Below are 17,714 nucleotides of genomic sequence, written 5' to 3'. Positions count from 1 at the left end.
CTTTTTATAAATTCGTTTAATCCAAATTCTTTATCGTTAGAAGCCTGTAAATTTTAAATTTAAGGATAACGATGAATAAAGCAACTTTAGCTTTTGTTTTTGCTTCGAGTTACGCTTTTTGCGATAGTGCTCAGCTTGGAGCTGTAAATATAATAGGCAGTAGTGAGCAATCTATAGCTAGTAACGGTGAGTTTTTAGGCTCTACAAGATACGATAAAGACGCGATCGATGCTTCTTTATCAAAAGATGGTACGATAAGTGATATCATAAAGAAAAATCCAAATGCAAGAGTGAGTCGTGGCGAGAGAACTAGTAAAAACGGTGGCGAGATCGCACCGCAAAATATATCTATAAACGGAGCTGAAGTTTATCAAAACAATTTCACGCTTGATGGTATAAATATCAACAATGACATAAATCCTTTGGGTGGAATTTTAAGCACTGGAAGTGCGGCAAATATAACTCCATTTTTAAGCAATCCTTCTTTAGGGCTTAGCGTAAATACAGATCTACTTGAAAATATAGAAGTTATAGATAGTTTTGTTTCTGCAAAATACGGCGGCTTTCAAGGCGGCGTGATAAACGCTAAGACAAGGGATCCAAAGCGTGAGTTTGGTGGAAAAATCTATTTTGGCTATACAAGCGATAATCTTACAAAAGTCCATATAGATGATACGGAACAAGAGTCTTATGACTACGCTACTAATAGCTCATATCAGCCTGAATTTAAAAAATACAAAAGCGGAGTTACTTTAGAGGGATATGTTAGTGAAAATTTTGGATTAATGTTTGATTATAATAGACTTTATTCTACTATTTTGCAAAGAAAATATAGTGCAGATTACGATATAGACGTAAGTAAAAAAGACGAAAAAAGAAATATGTATAGGATGAACGAAAATTATTTATTAAAAGGCGTTTATACAAATGATCGCTTACAACTCACGCCTAGCATACTTTATGCTCCATACAGTGCGACTTACTACAGCATAGGAGGCGAAAATGCTAAAGCTGAGGTTAAAGGCGGTGGAGTAAATTTAAACTTAGGCGTGGATTATGAGTTTAACAGTGCTTTATTTAAGCAAAATTTCGGACTAAACACTACTTCTATGGATAGACAAACAAATAGTGATAAAATGCTTGTTTGGTGGAAGTCTAAAACTATGCAAGGCTACACGTCAAGCAAGACTAATACGGTTATAGATGGAGTGGGTGGAGATATAGAACAAAACCAAAAAAAGTTTTTATATAACCCTTCTATAGATTTTGAAGATGTAGATATCTTTGGAATTTCAAATCGCTTTTCTTTAGGTGCTGAGCTAGAAAAAATAAATGCGAAATACGACATCACGAAGCCTTATGTAAGAGCAGTCAGTGCTGTGGAATTAAAAAATGGGAAAACTTGCGTAGCAGGCGATATCTTTTGTCTGGAAGGAGACGTTGTCGCAAAAGGTAAAGAAAACTGGAAAGCCCAGTATTTTAAAACACATTATAAATATGATGGAAAGATAGAGTTTGATTACAATCAAGCTTCATTTTGGCTCGAAGATAGGATAAAAATATCAAATTTAACTTTAAAACCCGGAGTTAGACTAGATAAGAATGATTATATGGGGGATCTAAATATCGCGCCTAGATTTGTGGCAAATTTAGATGTTTTTGATGACAATAATACAAATATATTTGGCGGATTTAATAGATATTATGGAAGGAACATTTTAGCTTATAAGCTAAGAGAAGGAATGGCTAGTCTAATGAAAACTTATACTAGAAAAGATGAAAAAAGCCAGTGGATACTAAAAAACACAGCGCCGAGCGCTTTTAAATTCAACTCTCTAAATGTACCTTATGATGATGAAATCGGTATAGGAGCTACACAAAAGATAGGAAATTTAGAGCTTGGAGCTAAGTATCTAAGGCGTGAGGGAAAGGATCTAATAAGAGCTTCAAGCGCAAAGAAAATGGGCTACAATCTTGGAAATAATACTACTTTGAAAGAGGATTATTCTGTCTATACAAACGAGGGAAAAAGTCTATCTCATATCTATACTTTGAGCTTAAATACTATCAGCGATATTGTTGTAGCAGGAATTTCAAATGCATTTGGTCTTAGCTTTAACTATATAGATTCTAAAAGAAATTTTAATACTTATGAAGATGTATTTGATGAGTATCAAACTACTGCGACAAAAGTTATCTTTAATGGAAATTTGATAAATCAAAGTGAGTTGCCAAACAATACAAATAAAACCCCTTGGAATATCAATGCAAATTTAGTTACAAAGCTTCCGTATAAACTATCTTTAAGTAACTTTTTAAACATTCAAGGTGGATTTGATGGGATCATAAAAGACGCTAAACAAACCATAGGCGGGACGACTTATAGCGCTTATAAAAGTAAAAAAATCAGTCCTGCTTTTAGCTGGGATATAAGGCTTTCGTATGAAAAGAATTTAGTAAAAAACAGTGCGTTTTTTGCGAATTTAGATATCTCAAATTTATTAAATAGAAAAAATATAGGAACTATCGATAGTACTGAAGTTATGAGCTATGATACAGGAAGACAAATTTGGTTGGAGGTAGGATATAAATGGTAAAAAATGTTATTGAATGTAAGAATTTGACGCAATTTTATGGCAAAAAGAAAATTTATGAAAATCTAAGTTTTAGCGTAGAAGAGGGTGAAGTCACCGCACTTTTAGGCAAAAACGGAGTTGGTAAAAGTACTACTATAAATATTTTAATGGGAAACTTAAGACCGCTAAGCGGTGAATGCTTGATCTTTGGTCACCATAGCCACGCACTGCCTGTGAGTGTTAGAAGCAAGATAGGTTTGCTTTATGAGGGATACGTGACTTATGACTATCTAATGATAAAAGATCTTTTAGAGTTGTACTCTTGTCAGTATAAATCTAGGTTTAAGCGTGAGATATTTTTCGAACTTTTTAACAAGCTTGGAGTAAGTATAAAGCAAAAAATATCCACGCTCTCACTAGGTCAAAAGTCACAAGTCGTGCTTGGACTAATTCTAGCAAGTAGTCCTAAACTGCTTATTTTAGATGATTATTCCTTAGGGCTTGATACTGGCTATAGGAGGCTATTTTGTGAGTTTTTGCACGATTTTGCAAGAAGTGGGCAAAGAAGTGTTTTGATGACAACGCATAACGTAAATGATTTGGAAAATTTGCTTGATAAAGTAGTGATCTTAAGAAAAGACAAGGAGCCTTTTGTAGGAAGTTTTGACAAATTTAGACAAGGTCTTAGAGGATTTTCTTTAGATAAAAGCAGAGATCTAAGCAATATAAAAGGTATAGAAAGCAAGACCGAACTTAACGGCGAAGTACAAATTTATGGCTTTTTAGATGAAGTTTTTAGTGATGCTAAAGAGCTAAGCTTGAGTTTTGAAGATGCATTTTTAGGATATGTAGGGAGATACTAATGATAAAAAAAGAGTTTTATAAATTTAAAGAAGCATTTTTTATTTTTGTTGTTTTGATAGCTGCGTTTTTGGGATATATCTTTTTTGAGTTAAGAAGTGCTGTTTTAGATGAGGGAAATTTGAAAGTAAATTTGATATTTTTACTTCAAAAAGGTTTTAGCTTTTATCATTTAGGCGATATAAATTTGCTTTTTAGCGTAGTAATTAGCTGCTTTGTTTTTGGACGCGAAAGACAAAATGAAAGGCTTAGACTTAGTCTATTTTTTCCAAACAAGATCTTTAAAAATATAGCTTATATCGTGCTTTATCCGCTTATTTTTATTTTTGGTGTTTATGCGAGCGAGATTTTGATCTTAAATGTTTTTTTAAGTCATATCTACGTAAGCGAGATCTTGAGCGTGATAAATTTCTGGCTGATATTAAATTTCTTATTTGGATTGATTTTTTACCTTTTAACAGGAGCTATTATCATCACCCCTTTAAAGAAAAATGCTACGCTAAATTTAGGCGTATTTTTTGGGATTCTTTATCTGTATTTTGAACTAAATCCTGATATCTACGAGCTACAAAGCTTTCATTCAAATGAGCTTGGAATGGTATATTTTTTGATATTTTTTATGTATGCATTAAGCGCTTTAGTTTTATCGTTTGACGCATATAGAAAGGGGCTTTAATGAGATTTTTAAGGATTTTTCAGGCTTTTATAGTTGTTGTTTTACTTGCTTTGTTTTTGCCTAAATTTATCGATAGCATTTTTGCTAAGAGTGATGTAAAAGTAAATTTATATTACTCTGAAATACTTGATAAATTTATAATTCAATCTGGTCAGAATTATCAAATTCTAGGAGATAAAAATATCACAAAAGATGAATTTATGGCGAATTTGCCATTTAAGTTTTATTCTTATTTGCTTGCAAAAGGTATTTTTCCTGAGCGTTTTAGTGAGTTTGCAAACGAAGATAAAATAAGGGCAAATTCGCTGAATTTTATGATAAAACCGAGTATTTATAATCAAAAACCGTTAGAAATTTGGACGATTTTCGAGTCAAATCCGCCTTATCTTAAGCTTAGTTTTAATGATTATGCAATTAGAGCTAAAAAAGATAGTTTGGAGTTTGTAAATCTCTTTAGCCTAAAAATAGAAAAAGAGCTTAGTAGGGTCTATACAAATGCTCTTAAAAACAGTGGTTTTAGCTTTCCCATAAAACATTTTTTTACAAATCCAACGACAAAAAAACCGTTTGATGAAGGAGCGTTTATAGTTGATAGTTTAAACCAAATTTATCATCTCAAAATGATTGATGGTAAACCGTCTGTTAAAAAGACAGACATTAAAGACGGTGATCTTGTAATAGTCAGTGAAAATACTAAAAAAGAGTTTTACGCAGCCATTGTTTCTAAAAATAGCGTAAAATTGATAAGTTATGATGACTATAAACTAATAGAGTTGCCAAGTGGCGACTATGATCCTAGTACCGATAAGTTTGCCTTATATATAACGCCTATTAGTAAAAGTGTAGTTATACATAAAAAAGATAAAATATTAGGATATAAGCTAGATAATGACTACGCCATAAACTCTGCATTCCAGTACGATATACTTAGAGAAACGACTGCTAAAGATATAAAAGAGATGATTTTACCGTTTGAGATAAGAAATTTAAGCTCATATCTTTATGGATTTAAATTTGAGGGTGTTTATGTAAAAGCATTAATTTTAAATTTGATTTTATGTTGTTTAAGTACGCTTTTATATGGAAGATCCGAGCTGATAAGGCATATTTTTGTTTTAATATTTGGTATTTACGGATTTATAGCCATGATATTTATGGCGCCGTAATTTTTTGCAACCTTGACAAAGATAGACTAAAGTTGTATAATACTCTTCATATAAAGTTTAAGGAGCAAAAATGGCAAATATATTTGAAGAATTAACCGATCAAACTAGAAGTTTAGTTGAAAATTCACTGAGCCTTGCTATAGGCAATAAAAACCCAGAAGCCTTGAGTTTGCACATGCTTTGGGCATTAGTCGCAGATAGTAGCTCTATACTAAATCAAATTTTTAATAAAACAAACGTAAGCAAAGATGCAGTTTTACTCGACATAAAAAGTCGTGCTTCTAAGCTTCTTACTAGTTCAAATGTTAGTAGGGAAAATATCAAAGTTTCAAGTGAGCTTGTAAATAGCTTAGAAAATGCAAAAGCCGTTATGATAAGCTTAGGCGATAGTTATATCGCTGTTGATACTTGGATTTTAGGTAATCTTGACAAAGAGCCTTTGAAAGAAATTTTAAGTAAATATATAAATTTAATAGAGCTTAAAAAAGAGCTAGAAGCCATTCGCGGCGGTCGCAACGTAGATAGTCAAACTAGCGATGAAACTCTTGATAGTCTTTCTAAATTTGGAGTAGATCTTACTAAAAAAGCAAGTGAGGGAGAGCTTGATCCTGTTATCGGAAGAGATGAAGAGATAACTAGAATGATGCAAATTCTCATACGTAAAACTAAAAATAATCCTATCTTACTAGGTGAGCCAGGAGTTGGAAAAACCGCTATAGTAGAGGGTTTAGCTCAACTTATAGTAAAAAAAGCGGTTCCTACTAGTCTTGCAAACAAACGCGTCATTGCTCTTGATATGAGTGCTCTTATCGCCGGAGCAAAATACCGTGGTGAGTTTGAAGACCGTCTTAAAGCAGTAATAGACGAGGTCAAAAAAGCGGGAAACATCATACTTTTTATAGACGAAATTCACACTATCGTAGGAGCTGGAGCTAGCGAGGGCAGTATGGACGCCGCAAATATACTAAAACCAGCTCTTGCTAGAGGTGAGCTTCACGCTGTTGGAGCTACTACTCTTAAAGAGTATCGCAAGTATTTTGAAAAAGACGCAGCCTTGCAGCGCCGTTTCCAGCCAGTAAATGTTGCTGAGCCTAGTGTAAATGAAGCTTTGCAAATTTTGCGCGGTATTAAAGACAAGCTAGAGGTTCATCATAACGTAAATATCACAGATAGCGCTCTTGTGGCTGCTGCAAAGCTAAGCGATAGATATATAAGTGGTAGATTTTTACCAGATAAAGCTATAGACTTGATCGATGAAGCCGCAGCTGAGCTTAAAATGCAGATCGAAAGCGAACCTTATGAGCTATCAAAGGCTAAAAGAGAGATCGAAACTCTAATAGTCGAAAAAGAAGCTTTAAAAATGGAAAATAGTGATAAAAATAGTGAACGTCTTAATGAGATAGAAAAAGAGGTTGCAAATTTAAATGAAAAAAAATCCGGACTAGAAGCTAAATTTAAAAATGAAAAAGCGGTATTTAACGGTATAAGCGAAGCCAAAAAACAGATAGAAAGTCTTAAAAATGAAGCCGAGCTTGCAAAAAGAAATAACGCTTATGAAAAAGCCGCAGAGATAGAGTACGGCAAGATCCCAGAAGCAAGCGCTAAGATAAAAGAGCTAGAAGCCAAATGGGAAGAGATGAAAAAAAGTGGGGTTTTACTTAAAAACGAAGTCGATGAGGATATGGTAGCTGGAATTCTTAGTAAATGGACTGGAATTTCGGTGAAGCGTATGCTAACTAGTGAAAAGGAGAAATTTTTACAAGTAGAAGAGTATCTAAAGCGTAACGTAGTAGGGCAGGACGCCGCGCTTCACGCTCTTTCACGCGCCATAAAACGAAACAAAGCAGGGCTTAGCAGTCAAAATAGACCTATTGGAAGTTTTTTATTTTTAGGACCTACTGGAGTTGGTAAAACAGAGAGTGCAAAGGCGTTAGCTAGGTTTTTATTTGACGATGAAAAAGCGCTCGTTCGTTTTGATATGAGTGAATATATGGAAAAACACAGCGTCTCAAGGCTGCTTGGTGCGCCTCCTGGATACGTTGGGTATGATGAGGGCGGACAATTAACCGAAGCAGTTCGTAGAAAACCTTATAGCGTGATACTTTTTGATGAGGTTGAAAAGGCTCATAAAGACGTATTTAATATACTACTTGGGATTTTAGATGATGGAAGGGCGACAGATAACAAAGGTGTTACTGTGGATTTTAAAAATACTATCATCATTTTAACTAGCAATATAGGCTCTTCTGCGATAGCAAATTTAAGTGGAGACGAGAGAGAAAATGCGGTAAAAGATGCGTTAAAAGAGTATTTTAAACCTGAGTTTTTAAATAGATTAGATGATTGTGTAATCTTTAATCCTCTTGGCGCAAACGAGCTTAGCGGCATAGTTTCTATAATGTTTAAAGAGCTAGAAGCTACTCTTCAAAACAGAGGTATCAAAGCTGTTCTTGATGACAATGCTAAAGAGTTTATAGCTAAAGCAGGATTTGATCCGGTGTATGGCGCGCGTCCTCTTAGAAGAGCTCTTTATGAGTTAGTCGAGGATAAACTTGCTGAGATGATACTACGCGATGAGCTAAAAAGTGGCGATAGTATAAAAATATCTGCGCTTAATGATGAAATAGTGGTAAATTTAGTCAACTAGATTAGCATCACTTTTTTATTTTTGTGGTTTTTGATATCAAATTAGCCCAGTATCAAAACCACAAATATCTACAAATAAAATCAAATTCTATTTTCCGTGATAAGTATGTTTATGAGTGGGTTTATGAGTGTTTCGCCACGCGCCGCGCATAGCAAAATTTCATCATAATAGTGGTCGCTTTTTCCATATAGATGAAACTCGTATGCACCAAAACCGTACCCCATAGGAGTTATCTCGTCTCTTGAATACCACGCCGATTTTGCCAAAATATATTTTTGCGTATCTTGGCTATAAACCCAAACTACGATATCATCTCTATTTTCTTGTCTCATCAGCCATATAAAAACGTTTGCTATATCGTTAAAAAAATACGTATCTCCGTTTGGCATTACTGCTTGAGCGGTGTTATAAAGGTCTGTTATCAAAGTATTGCTTTCTTTGCAAAGATATTTTCCTAGGACTATTTCAAGCGGCTCTTTTTTGATGTTGCCACTTTTAGAGATAATATTTCCTTCTTTTATATCTGCGCCTATTATTAGTAGAGTAAGAACGCCTACAAGTAGCACTGTTGCAAAAATTTGTTTTATCATAATAAAACTCCGCTTTTAAAATAGTACTTGATAACGTAAAAACTACAGATCAACGCATTTATGATAAGAAAAATAGACGAATATCTAAGTAAATGATCGTACTTTGTCTTTGTTATAAGCTCAACTAAAAATGGTACTATACCAAAGAAAATTCCTAAAAATAGCGATCCCCAGACGAAATAACCTATGTAATAATACTCTTTTTGTAGCATACAATACGGGCATTTGTGATTTGGCATCTCATATACGTAAAGACCAAAAAAGTACGTGATAGCGTAATATGCAATAAATAAAAACAGCAAATTACAAGTAAAGCTAGATATGGATTGTTTAAGTAAATTTAGAATTATAATAGTTGTAAAAACGGCGTAAAAAGACAAAGCTAAAAATGTTTGGGTGTAGCCAAAAGGAAGTTTTGGAGCTTGAAATGCTACAGAGCAGCAAAAGACAGGCACGGACAGAGGAATATTTGTAAAAAATAGAATTTCTAAGACAAATTCAATTAAAATTCCTATAAAAAGTATAGTAAATATGACGTATTTTCGTTTCAGATATGGAAAACTAACAGCGTTTAGGTCTAGTTTGTTGATTATGAGCCATAATCCAAAGCCAAAAATAAGCAGTATTTTTAAAAGTAGTAAAATGCCGCCATATTCGTTTGCTCCAACGACTCCTGCTGAACACATAGCGCCAGGGACGATATTTGCAAGTTTATTTAATGATAGTATAAAAAATATAAACAAAATAATCTTACAAATAACCGCAAAAAATAGTATCGTATTTATAAGATAGTTTTTCTTTTCTAAGTTGTATTGTAAGCTTGAAGTTGAGTTAAAATCCCAAAATTTCATAATAGAAACGATATGAAACTCAGATATCGCCATAAGAACTATAACGATAAGTTCTATCAATAAAAAGGCTATGATCTCATCTGATAAAAATATACTCACGATATCATTTCTCCGTTTTTGATGTGGATATATCTATCTACAAAATCAAGCTCGTCAAATAAAATATCGTGAGTTGCGACTAAGACTGTCTTTTTTAAGTCTTTAAATTTCTTTAGCATTTCTATAAAGATAAGAGAGTTTTCTTTATCTAAATTTGCCGTAGGTTCATCGGCTAAGATGATGCTTGGCTCCATAACAAGCGATCTTGCTATAGCTAGGCGTTGCTTTTCGCCACCGCTTAGAGATGAAACTATCTGATCTCTTTTATGGGCTATATTTGCTATTTGCATAGCGTTTAAGATCTTTGAGTTTAGCTCGTCTTTTTTTAAAGATGTTAAAGCAAGCGGAGCTAAAACGTTTTGATAAACGCTAAGAGAATCAAGTAAATTAAAAGATTGAAATATAAATCCGATATCTTTATGCCTATATGAAGAGCTCATTATATCTGGTAGTTTTGATATATTCGCTCCATTTACCAAGATCTCTCCTTTGGTCGGTTTGCTAAGAGCTGCGATCAAGCAAAGTAGGGTGCTTTTACCGCTTCCGCTTACTCCTTTGATGATAACTATCTCACCGTTTTGGATTTCTAAGTTTATGTTATTTAGGGCTAAGAATTCATTAGGTTTGTTTTCGTTGTAAATTTTATAAAGGTTTTTTATCTCTATTATATTCATCATTTTATAGCCTCACTCATATCGCTGATCGCAACTCTCCAAGCAGGAATGATAACAAATGCTAAAAACGGTATCACGCTAAATATAAAAATAAGAAACAATATACTAAAATCAACAACCGGCGTAAATGTGATGGTGCTTTCAAGCTCGCTTCCTAAAAAAATATTTCGTAAAAGTGGCGCACTAAATATAAATACGTAAATATAAGCCATCAATATACCAAGTAAATAAGCACAAAGGCAGACGACTGCATTTTGTATAAATTTAAGAGCTATGATATCTTTTATACAAAATCCGATGCTTCTTAGCAGGGCTATTTCTTTTTTCTTTTGTCCATATACTAATGAAATTTGATTTTTTAGCAGTATAAAAAACGAAACCATAGAAGTAATGTATAAAACCATAAAAATTCCACCTTTATAATAATACAAATGTCTTAGTTTAGCCACCATATCTTCGGTGCTTAGAACTTTTGTATTCGGGTAGAGATTTTCTATTTTAAGAGCTACTTCACTGACTTCGTTTGGATTTGGGACATATACGTGGAGTTTCGTGTATTCGTTTTGATCTATGCTCAGCACCTCTCTAGCATTTGAAGAATTCATATAAATAACGTCATTAGATATGATATTTGTCTCGTGCGGAGCGATTTTGTTGATCTTTATAGGTATTAGCTTTTGTTCTGTTAAGAAGTTAAAAACATCTTCGTAGTAAAGCTCTTTCATAGCTTTCTTTACTCCTTCTCCTATGATCATCTCGTAATCATCTAGCCTATCGTCTGCTACTATATGAAACCAAACTCTTTTTTGTCCGAAATAATAATACCCATCAACCACACCAAGAACATCGCTAACGCCAGTAATCTTTGAAATATCATATATATAACCATCGTGCATAGTATCTTTTTTACCGGCTCTTAGTGCTTCGACAACTATGTCTGGCTTTGATTTTATGCTCTGCATTATATCTGATTGCAATGAACCAGATATAAAAAATACAGCGCTAAAAATAAAAACTATAAACGTAAAGATCAAGAAACTAAAGATATGATCGGATTTGTCTTTAAATAGCAAAGTTACGCTGTAATCTATGAAATTTTTACTTATCATAAACAAATCCCTCATAATCTTTAGATATAAAACTCAAAGATAGCCATATATCGCTTGTGCTGTTGCTTATAGTGTCTATTAGCTTTAGTTTTTGATCTCTATCAAAACTCATATAATGAATGGCTATAAGCGCGTAAGACACTGCAAAAAACAGACTAAGTATACTTATAAATTTCATAGTTCTTCTAGTAGCTTTTCATCTATTTCTTTAAATGTGACTATCATTTTACCATTATGATCTTTTGCAAAAGTTATAGCTTCATTTTTAGTTTCAAATGGTATAAGCTCATTTCCCATAGGTCCGTACACATCAGAGCCTATAACGTAAAATGCGGCTTTTGCATCTATTTTTTTAAGCTTATAATAGTCACTCACAAAGACTTTTTCGAAAGCTTTTTTCTCTTTTAATATATATTTCATCATATCTTTTACGCCATCAAAATACAAATTCTCATCTTCTATCACAGCTGCCCAATTAGGATGTTTATCTACGTACATTCCGCAAACCGGACATTTCGCATTTTTTGGTACTACGATTTTAGAGCTTTGTTTTTGTTCATTTATTTTTGGATTATCCCAAAGATAAAGCGCTACAGCTTGAAGTTCGCCATCATTTTGTATGTCGCAGATCTTTTTTAAATTCTCTTTAAGTGCAGCTATATTTCTAAATTCTTTAGCATTTGTTTTTTGACATTTGGTTTCATATGCAGTTTTACCTTTTGCATACATTCCGCCTTCTTTTTTGACTTTTATCATTTTTTTGTCATTTATAAAATCTTTTTTAGCCTCGTCAAATGCTTTTTGGAAGTTCATTATAGTTCCGCCATTTTGTGTTTGAAACTCTTTTGCATCATCTTCATTTGCAAAAGCGTATTTGCTATTTACGCTCATTGTGCCTTTTACCTTGCTTCCTACTACGTAAAAAGCTGAGTAAGCATCGATGAAATTTAGATTTTTAGTATCGACTACTTGTGCTATCTGTGGTAAATTTCCTTTTGTCGATTCGTATAAGCAGTGCAAAGAGCAGTATTGCTTGTCTAAGTGTACGTGATTTGTTTTATAAAATTTGGTTAGACTCATACCGCAGTTTAGACAAAACTCCTTATTTTCGCCACTTCCCACGATAGTTGCCTTGCTAGGCTCTACGCTTTGAAACATTTGTGCTCCAAAAGCCAAAGTAGATAGTACTACTATAAAAAATAGTCTTGAGATCATCGTTTGCTCCTTTAGATTAGATCACTTTGATTTTGTGATCGTGTTTAGAAAATTTAAATTTTCACATCCTATTTTAAGGCCGTTATCGCAACTTTTTTGAAATAACTCTTTTGCTTTTTCATTATTTACTCTGACACCTTTTCCCTCAGCGTACATAATGGCTAGGTTATTGCAACCTTTATAATAGCCAAATGAACAAGACTTTTCATAGTACTTGGCAGCTTTCTTATAATCTTGTTTGGTGCCATTTCCAAAAGCGTATAAAAAGCCTAGATTATCACATCCTACGCCTATCTCGCCGGCACAAGATTTTTCGTAATACTCTTTTGCTTTTTTATAGTCTTTTTGAACTCCTAAACCTTCCATATATAAAAACCCTAGGTTATTGCAACCCATCATATCGCCGTAATTACAAGCTTTTGTGTATAGCTCAAGAGCTTTTTGTATATCTCTTTTTGTGCCTGCTCCATTTGCATAAAGAAGTCCTAAAGAAGTACATCCCTCATTGTCTTTACACGCTTTTTCATAAAATTCAATCGCTTTTGTAAAGTTTTGATCTACTCCAGAACCGCTTTCGTATGCATAGCCAAGATTATTACAAGCAAGAGCAAAGTTCTCTTTACACGCTTTTTCATATAAGTTTATAGCTTTTTTGTAGTCTTTTTCTACATTGCCAGTTCCTTCGAAATACAATACCCCAAGGTTATAACAGCCTGAAGCTTTTTTTTCTTTATAACAAGCGTTATCGTAAATTTCTATCAATTTTTGATGATCGCCGTTTTGCTTAGCTTCTATGCCGTCTTTGATAAAACCAGCATGAGCAAATGTCATACAAACTAATACCGTTATCAGAGTTTTTTTCATTTTTGTTCCTTTATATTGATTTGATACCACGCCCTCTAAAGCCAAGGATACTTATAAGTACTAAACTAATAAGTATAAAATATACGAAATTTGGTATTTGTGGAGCCTCTCCTGTAGCTGCGTAGCTATGCATTCCAGTTAGATAAAAATTTACTCCAAAATACGTCATTACGATAGATAGATACGCAAAAACTGATGCTACTAAAAACGTATAAACATTGTTAAATACATTGATAAATCTAAGATGTAAAACTATAGCATAAACTATGATAGATACAAAAGACCATGTCTCTTTAGAGTCCCAGCCCCAGTATCTTCCCCAGCTCTCATTCGCCCAAATTCCGCCAAAGAAATTTCCTACTGTAAGCATAGAAATTCCTATAATAAGACATATCTCATCGATAGCTGCGATACGACTTATCTGGAAATTTAACTCTTTTTTGTTTTTATCGTTTTTAAATATCATTAAAACTAACGCGATGATACCAAGTAAGCTTCCAAGTCCTAAAAATCCATAGCTTGCGGTTATAACAGAAACATGCACCGTAAGCCAGTATGATTTCAACACCGGAACTAAATTTGTTATCTGAGGATTTACAAAGCTCATATGAGCTACTAACATCACTATCGCCGCTAGCAAAGAAGAAGCTGCTAAAGTCAGCATAGATCTTCTAAAAACTACTACTCCAGCAAGCGCAGCCGACCAGCCGATATAGATCATAGACTCATAAGAATCACTCCATGGAGCGTGACCTGAGATGTACCATCTAAGTGCTAACCCCAAAGTGTGAAATAAAAATCCAAATACAAAAATAGCAAATATAAGTCTTTCTAAATTTGAAGAATGTTTTGATAAAAATATCGAAACAAGTCCGACAAATAAAGAAAATAAACCTAAAATAAGGTAAAAATAGACTAAATTCTTAAATATAGATAAATGGTTATAAATGACTTCTATGTGTATTTGCATATCGCTTGGAAGTATATTTTTAGAAGTTACTTTTTGATATTCTTGAAGCTTGCTTAGAGCTTCGTTCGCATTTTGCCACTCGTTATTAGCGATACCTTCTTGCAATCCTGTAAAATAATCATTTAGTATGCTTTTTGTTTCTATGCTTATCCTATCATCGCTAAATGCGTCGTTTGGAGAGATCCATTTGTTCTCTTCATCATCTGGAATAGGTATAAATTTAAAGAAAATTCCCTTAAACGTAAGATAAGCGATGTTTAGTCTCTCATCGAATTTGATGATCTCATTGTCAAAAGTAGTTCTTTTTGAGACTGCTTTTTCGTTTGCTCTATCTACTTCTTTTGATAGTTTATAATAACCGTTTTCATCAAACATAAATTTAAAGCTAACGAAATTCTTATCGTCTGGTAAATTTAATAATCTTTTTATCTCTTTGTTTTTTATTTTTATGATCTCTAGGTCTTGCCAAAGAGCCGGATTTGTGCTCATACCAAGGATAATCTGCTCAGGACTTAGCCCAAACAGTGAGTTTTGCATACTTATCTTATTTATGATTTCGTGTGCTTCTGTGCTGATAGGTTTTATCCTACCCATATAGTCTTGTACTAAAAGCATAGAAAAGTTGTTTGTAGCGTGGTTTGCCGTGTTTTGTTTAAATTGCTCTAAGTCTTTAGCATCTGCTTTTAGGTCTGTACTTAAAAAAGCAAATAAAATAAAAGGTGTTAAAATGGCAACTTGCGCTGTTTTTACGAATTTTATCAGTTTTAAAAATCTACTTTGTTTGGTGAAGAAATTTCCTATGAATCCTACGCAAAGAAGAAGATAGCCTAAATACGTCGGCCATTTTCCCGGATCTTTATTTACTTCTAATATAGTTCCCATCTCATCTGTGTCGTATGATGATTGAAAAAATTTGTATCCCTCGAAGCTCAAAGGATTGTTCATAAAGATCTTATAATCCAAGGTCTTTTCTTTGTTTTTATCTAAAATTTCGATATCGCTAGCATAAGAAGATGGGCTCATTGAACCAGGATATCTTTCTAGCTTAAAATCAACAAGTTTTATAGAAAAAGGAAGTTCGATGAGCTTAGAACCCCATGATAGCTCTATATTTTCGCCGTTTAAATCAACTATATGCGGTTCACCAAACCATCCAGGACCGCCTTTTATATCTATCGTTTTTGGTTCTTCTTTGTCGAAGTAAGCTTCAACTACCAAAGTAGAGCGTTCATTTTTACTTTCGGCAGGTTCGTATGCGCTAAAGTTTATAGTTAGCTTTTTTGAGTTTATCTCTTTGGTGAATGAAAAATAGTTATCTCCGAGTTTTGATAAATTTAAAGGATATATGAAAGTGTCGTTTGTGGATTTGATTTGAAAATATGGCTTTACGCTAAGCATTTCGTTTTCACTATTACCTTCTCTTATGTGCAAGATACCTTCAAATCCAAAATGCCTAGTCAAAAAAGCCCCGATTATAATAATTATAAAAGCTAAGTGTAACACAAATGCTCCAAAATGCTTCCACATTTTCGTATGGATAATGACAAGCGTCAGGCAGAGCGAAAGAACAAACATCAAGATCTCATACCACAAAGCGTTATAAACTAAAATTTGTGCCGTTTGCGTATCATAAATACTCTCTAAAAATGTCGCAACGCCTGCTCCTAAACCAAGTAGAAATAGCAAAAAAAGTATAAATTTATATGATATTAATATTTTCTTTAAATTTAAAATCACTTCCATGCTATCTCTCCTAAATCGTCAAATAAATATATCATATGTTTGTCCTGCGTAGATAATAAATATCCTTAGCAGTAAAACTCCTACAACGCTTGCAAAAGAGCTTATGTAAAACGCTATCGATGATGAGCCGATCTTTTTACCTAATGCAAAATTTAAAACTAAAGGTAGTAAAAATCCTATACCGATCACGCCTACCCAAAATAATGATGAATACGCTCCGCCCATAAATGCTGCGCTAGCTATTTTTTGTACTTCGCTTCCTACTATAAGTGATACAAAAAGCATCGCTATAAGCATTATTTCTATAGCCATTACAGGCCATTCTATAGTGTGAAGTGTTTTAAGATCGTCGCTGTGATGATGCTCTTTAAATCCTAACGCCGCTATCAAACTAGAACCACCGATTCCTGCGCTAAGCCCAGAAGCCACAAAAAGAGCAGGTAAGATAGCTGTATTTAGGATCGGAAAGCGAACCAAAACAGATATCAAAAATCCAGTATATGCACAAACTATGACCGCAAAAACTACGCAAAGAGCCTCTATAAAAGGGCGTATAGAGTTTAGTATATTCATCACGGTTATAAACAGATCTTTTAAAAACGTAAAACGTTTTGATAAAATTTCTAATAATTCTTTTTCAAAGGCGTAAAGACATATGATAAAACTAAGCGGTATATAAATACAAAGCGCTAAAACACCGATCGACATAACCGAAGTGAAATTGTAAGTTATGAGTATCTTCCAAAAATATAGCGGTTTTTCGAGATCGCCGACTAAGCATACCATACCAAGCATTATCGTTATGAATGCAAGCAACGAAGCTGCTTTATATAGCGACGTGATATTTTGTTGTTTTTTATAATATCTTACTAAGATAGCTACTATTAAGGCTCCTCCAGACATTCCGGCTAACAAAAGATAAACTGCTATCGGCCAGCCCCATTCAATGCCGTGAGAAAACGTATAGGTAAAATTTATAGCTCCATTCATATCACACCCCCAATTTTACTACAGGAATATAGCGCAAACTAGGATTTGTACCGCACTCAGGTCTCATTCTAACGCTATCTTTTACTTTTAGTAGTTTGCTTATATGCGCTTCTTCGTCATTTAGATCACCAAATACCAAAGCATCATATTTACAAGCTTCTACGCAAGCTGGTTCAAGCCCGTTTTTTAAATTTGTATCTAAACAAAAGTTGCAGCTTTCGGCTGATTTTGTTTCTTTATTTATAAAACGAACGTCATAAGGACAGGCGACTATGCAGTATTTACAGGCTATACAGTCATCCATATTTGTTGTGGTTATACCTGTTAGGGTATCTTTATGGCAAGCTTTAGTAGGACAGACTTTTACGCAAGGTGCATCAACGCATTGCTGACAAGATACTCTTACGTATCTTTTTTCTGCTTTGTTGTTAGGATCTGTTTTATCCTCTACATAAAGCCTCATTTGATCTTTTGGTACTAAATTTACCTTTTTACAGGCTTTTTCACAATCAGTACAGCCAACGCATTTGTTTTGATCAAAGATCATTCCAAAGTGCGTTTTTTTATATACCTTTTTATCTTGCTCGTTTGATTGTTTTGCAAATAAATTTGAGCAACTAAGCGTGCCAAAACCTACCCAGCCGGTGGCAAGATATTTTATAAAAGTTCTTCTATTTTTCATA

Annotated in this window: 15 protein-coding genes; 5 read left to right on the top strand and 10 right to left on the bottom strand. The window is 33.7% G+C overall.

The window, feature by feature from the left end; translation table 11 throughout:
• The first annotated feature begins 71 nt into the window (after positions 1-71).
• From CHHT_RS05010 to CHHT_RS04990, 5 genes are all read left to right on the top strand, one after another.
• Positions 72-2,597: a TonB-dependent receptor plug domain-containing protein gene (locus CHHT_RS05010; RefSeq protein WP_034961129.1), complete on the top strand. Its 2,526-nt coding sequence runs from the start codon at positions 72-74 to the stop codon at positions 2,595-2,597.
• Positions 2,591-3,439 (top strand): ABC transporter ATP-binding protein, encoded by an 849-nt coding sequence (locus tag CHHT_RS05005; RefSeq protein ID WP_034961131.1) that lies wholly within the window; start codon positions 2,591-2,593, stop codon positions 3,437-3,439. The genes CHHT_RS05010 and CHHT_RS05005 overlap by 7 nt, the downstream gene beginning before the upstream one ends.
• The gene (locus CHHT_RS05000; protein WP_034961133.1) at positions 3,439-4,113 is read left to right on the top strand and encodes a hypothetical protein; all 675 of its coding nucleotides are present in this window, start codon (positions 3,439-3,441) and stop codon (positions 4,111-4,113) included. The genes CHHT_RS05005 and CHHT_RS05000 overlap by 1 nt, the downstream gene beginning before the upstream one ends.
• The gene (locus tag CHHT_RS04995; RefSeq protein WP_034961137.1) at positions 4,113-5,279 is read left to right on the top strand and encodes a DUF4857 domain-containing protein; all 1,167 of its coding nucleotides are present in this window, start codon (positions 4,113-4,115) and stop codon (positions 5,277-5,279) included. Before CHHT_RS05000 ends, CHHT_RS04995 begins: the two co-directional genes overlap by 1 nt.
• Positions 5,280-5,349: 70 nt before the next feature.
• Positions 5,350-7,926 carry an ATP-dependent Clp protease ATP-binding subunit gene (locus CHHT_RS04990; protein WP_034961139.1) on the top strand — a complete coding sequence of 859 codons (2,577 nt, stop codon included), beginning with the start codon at positions 5,350-5,352 and terminating at the stop codon, positions 7,924-7,926.
• Positions 7,927-8,006: 80 nt separating this feature from the next.
• Here CHHT_RS04990 and CHHT_RS04985 read toward each other — a convergent pair whose 3' ends face one another.
• From CHHT_RS04985 to CHHT_RS04940, 10 genes are read right to left on the bottom strand one after another with little or no spacing between them, the layout of a single operon-like run.
• The gene (locus tag CHHT_RS04985; RefSeq protein ID WP_034961142.1) at positions 8,007-8,516 is read right to left on the bottom strand and encodes a hypothetical protein; all 510 of its coding nucleotides are present in this window, start codon (positions 8,514-8,516) and stop codon (positions 8,007-8,009) included.
• Positions 8,513-9,466 carry a hypothetical protein gene (locus CHHT_RS04980; protein ID WP_034961144.1) on the bottom strand — a complete coding sequence of 318 codons (954 nt, stop codon included), beginning with the start codon at positions 9,464-9,466 and terminating at the stop codon, positions 8,513-8,515. Before CHHT_RS04980 ends, CHHT_RS04985 begins: the two co-directional genes overlap by 4 nt.
• Entirely contained in the window at positions 9,463-10,140 is a 678-nt protein-coding gene (locus tag CHHT_RS04975; protein WP_034961546.1) for an ABC transporter ATP-binding protein, read from the bottom strand. The genes CHHT_RS04980 and CHHT_RS04975 overlap by 4 nt, the downstream gene beginning before the upstream one ends.
• Positions 10,140-11,249 carry an ABC transporter permease gene (locus CHHT_RS04970; protein WP_034961146.1) on the bottom strand — a complete coding sequence of 370 codons (1,110 nt, stop codon included), beginning with the start codon at positions 11,247-11,249 and terminating at the stop codon, positions 10,140-10,142. Before CHHT_RS04970 ends, CHHT_RS04975 begins: the two co-directional genes overlap by 1 nt.
• Positions 11,239-11,427 (bottom strand): hypothetical protein, encoded by a 189-nt coding sequence (locus tag CHHT_RS04965; RefSeq protein WP_034961149.1) that lies wholly within the window; start codon positions 11,425-11,427, stop codon positions 11,239-11,241. Before CHHT_RS04965 ends, CHHT_RS04970 begins: the two co-directional genes overlap by 11 nt.
• Positions 11,424-12,464, bottom strand: coding sequence for a nitrous oxide reductase accessory protein NosL (locus CHHT_RS04960; RefSeq protein ID WP_034961152.1), 1,041 nt, complete (start codon positions 12,462-12,464; stop codon positions 11,424-11,426). The genes CHHT_RS04965 and CHHT_RS04960 overlap by 4 nt, the downstream gene beginning before the upstream one ends.
• A gap of 21 nt (positions 12,465-12,485) precedes the next feature.
• Positions 12,486-13,328, bottom strand: coding sequence for a cysteine-rich Sel1 repeat protein (locus CHHT_RS04955; RefSeq protein ID WP_034961154.1), 843 nt, complete (start codon positions 13,326-13,328; stop codon positions 12,486-12,488).
• A gap of 10 nt (positions 13,329-13,338) precedes the next feature.
• Entirely contained in the window at positions 13,339-16,041 is a 2,703-nt protein-coding gene (locus tag CHHT_RS04950; protein ID WP_172506184.1) for a cytochrome c biogenesis protein, read from the bottom strand.
• 18 nt (positions 16,042-16,059) lie between these two features.
• Positions 16,060-17,031 (bottom strand): NrfD/PsrC family molybdoenzyme membrane anchor subunit, encoded by a 972-nt coding sequence (gene nrfD, locus CHHT_RS04945; RefSeq protein ID WP_034961156.1) that lies wholly within the window; start codon positions 17,029-17,031, stop codon positions 16,060-16,062.
• A 1-nt stretch (position 17,032) separates the two neighbouring features.
• Positions 17,033-17,713, bottom strand: coding sequence for a 4Fe-4S dicluster domain-containing protein (locus CHHT_RS04940; RefSeq protein WP_034961551.1), 681 nt, complete (start codon positions 17,711-17,713; stop codon positions 17,033-17,035).
• Position 17,714 lies beyond the last annotated feature (1 nt).

The organism is Campylobacter hyointestinalis subsp. hyointestinalis (genome assembly GCF_013372145.1).
GTDB lineage: Bacteria > Campylobacterota > Campylobacteria > Campylobacterales > Campylobacteraceae > Campylobacter > Campylobacter hyointestinalis.
Note: the sequence above shows the minus strand (reverse complement) of the source record. Positions and strands in the feature narration are given on the sequence as shown.